The organism is Nocardia sp. NPDC058497 (genome assembly GCF_042720195.1).
Taxonomy (GTDB): Bacteria; Actinomycetota; Actinomycetes; order Mycobacteriales; family Mycobacteriaceae; genus Nocardia.
In genome coordinates this window covers 1-2,660 of record NZ_JBHXMY010000716.1, presented here as the reverse complement: position 1 = coordinate 2,660, position 2,660 = coordinate 1, and the positions used below count along the sequence as shown (strand labels likewise).

Annotated in this window: 1 protein-coding gene and 1 pseudogene; one reads left to right on the top strand and one right to left on the bottom strand. The window is 66.7% G+C overall.

Going from position 1 to position 2,660, the window contains the following annotated elements; all coding sequences use genetic code 11:
• Window positions 1-134: 134 nt before the first annotated feature.
• The gene (locus tag ACFWPJ_RS29930; protein WP_378856431.1) at window positions 135-989 is read right to left on the bottom strand and encodes a class I SAM-dependent methyltransferase; all 855 of its coding nucleotides are present in this window, start codon (window positions 987-989) and stop codon (window positions 135-137) included.
• Window positions 990-1,274: 285 nt separating this feature from the next.
• On the opposite strand from ACFWPJ_RS29930, the pseudogene rpsA reads away from it, so the two are divergent.
• A pseudogene (rpsA, locus tag ACFWPJ_RS29925) lies at window positions 1,275-2,615 on the top strand (30S ribosomal protein S1); the annotation flags it as partial.
• Window positions 2,616-2,660: the final 45 nt, after the last annotated feature.

Sequence of the window (2,660 nt, the reverse complement as noted above, 5' to 3'; positions counted from 1 at the left end):
CCCTATCTACTGTCCGACGACGTCCGTTTCGACGCCGTGTTCCCCGACCACGCCCTGACCAGGGCCCGCCGCTGGATCGCCGAAACCGTGCCCAACGTGCGGGTCGACCCCGCCTTCGCGGCCCTGCCCGAGTTCTAGGCGCCCGGCTTCTCGGTGACGAAGATGGCGGTACCGGGGAAGATCTCCCCGCGCAACGGCGACCACTGACCCCATTCCCGGTCCAGCCACTCCGGCCAGTCGGGTTCGACGATGTCGAGCAGGGTCAGGCCGGCGCCGACGATCTCGCGGACCCGGTCGCCGATCGTGCGGTGGTGCTCGACATAGGTGGGCACGCCGTCGCCGTCGACCTCTACATAGGGCGTGCGATCGAAATAGGGGATCCGCGCGACGAGGCCGTCGGCGCCCGGATCGTCGGGGAAGATCCAGCGCATCGGGTGGTTCACCGAGAACACCCAGCGCCCGCCCGGCCGCAGCACCCGGGCGACCTCGCGCATCACCAGCGCCGAATCGGCGACGAACGGCACGCCGCCGAAGGCCGAACAGGCCAGGTCGAAGGACTCGTCGGCGAACGGCAGCGCCTCCGCGCCCGCCTGGACCAGCGGCACCCTCGGCCCGCCCTGCTCCATCGCGGCCACCCCGCGCTCGAGCATGCCCATCGACACGTCGAGGCCGACCGGATGCGCGCCCTGACCGGCCAGCCATCGCGAACACGGCGCGGAACCGCAGCCGATCTCCAGCACGGACTTGCCGGACACCTCGCCGAGGAAACCCATATCGCCCTCGTGCAGGCCCTCGGGGCACCACACGAACTCGCCGCCGGGGGAGTCGACGCCGAGGAAGTCGGCGTGGGTCTGGTGGTACTGGTCGGCATCGGCGTCCCACCAGCGCCTGCTCGCGCGCTCGCTGGCCGCGGAACCGATCTTGGTTCGGGTGGTCGCTGTGGTTCCCAGCAGCGCGTTGGCCTGCGCGTGGCGTTCGTCATCGGACACGGCGAACAGGGTATCGGCGTGGCGCGGGGGGTGGTTTGCCCGGCTGGACTCGGGTCGCGTACGCTGAGGCACGCGAGTGTCTTTCGAGGAATACTGTGCGCCGGGGTTGAATGCGTACGGTATCCGATGACGGAGTCGCCCGTGCTGAGTTTGATCAGCAGCAAGTGCGGCGGTCCGTGCGATACTTTCTCAGTATCCTTCGTCGCCTCGTCGCGGTGATCTCGCAGCGTACCGAAAGTTCCAATGTCCGCAACCGACCACAATCCGTCCGGAGCAAATCCACATATGCCCACCACCGTCACCTCGCCGCAGGTAGCCGTCAACGACATCGGCTCCGCCGAGGACTTCCTCGCCGCCATCGACGCCACGATCAAGTACTTCAACGATGGCGACATCGTCGAGGGAACCATTGTCAAGGTCGATCGTGACGAGGTCCTGCTCGACATCGGTTACAAGACCGAAGGCGTCATCCCCTCCCGCGAACTCTCCATCAAGCACGACGTCGACCCCAACGAGGTCGTTTCCGTGGGCGACGCGGTCGAGGCCCTGGTTCTCACCAAGGAGGACAAGGAAGGCCGCCTGATCCTGTCGAAGAAGCGGGCGCAGTACGAGCGCGCGTGGGGCACGATCGAGGAGCTCAAGGAGAAGGACGAGGCCGTCAAGGGCACCGTCATCGAGGTCGTCAAGGGCGGCCTGATCCTCGACATCGGCCTCCGTGGCTTCCTGCCCGCCTCGCTCGTCGAGATGCGTCGTGTCCGCGACCTCCAGCCGTACGTCGGCAAGGAGATCGAGGCCAAGATCATCGAGCTCGACAAGAACCGCAACAACGTGGTCCTGTCGCGTCGCGCCTGGCTCGAGCAGACCCAGTCCGAGGTTCGCTCCGAGTTCCTGCACCAGCTGCAGAAGGGCCAGGTCCGCAAGGGTGTGGACTCCTCGATCGTCAACTTCGGTGCCTTCGTGGACCTGGGTGGCGTCGACGGCCTGGTGCACGTCTCCGAGCTGTCCTGGAAGCACATCGACCACCCGTCCGAGGTCGTCGAGGTCGGCAACGAGGTCACCGTCGAGGTTCTCGACGTCGACCTGGACCGCGAGCGCGTCTCCCTGTCGCTCAAGGCCACCCAGGAAGACCCGTGGCGTCAGTTCGCCCGCACCCACGCGATCGGTCAGATTGTGCCGGGCAAGGTCACCAAGCTGGTTCCGTTCGGTGCGTTCGTGCGCGTCGAAGAGGGCATCGAGGGCCTGGTGCACATCTCCGAGCTGGCCGAGCGCCACGTCGAGGTCCCGGACCAGGTTGTCGCCGTCGGCGACGACGCGATGGTCAAGGTCATCGACATCGACCTGGAGCGTCGCCGGATCTCGCTGTCGCTGAAGCAGGCGAACGAGGACTACCACGCCGAGTTCGACCCGTCGAAGTACGGCATGGCCGACAGCTACGACGATGCGGGCAACTACATCTTCCCCGAGGGCTTCGATCCCGAGACCAACGAATGGCTCGAGGGTTCGGACAAGGTCCGCGAGGAGTGGGAAGGCCGTTACGCCGAGGCCGAGCGTCGCCACAAGATGCACACCGCTCAGATGGAGAAGATGGCGGGCGACGCCCCCCCCGCGGGCCCCAACGCGCGTGCCACCACGCGCTACAACCCTGTCTCTTAAATAAATCTGTCGCTCCCG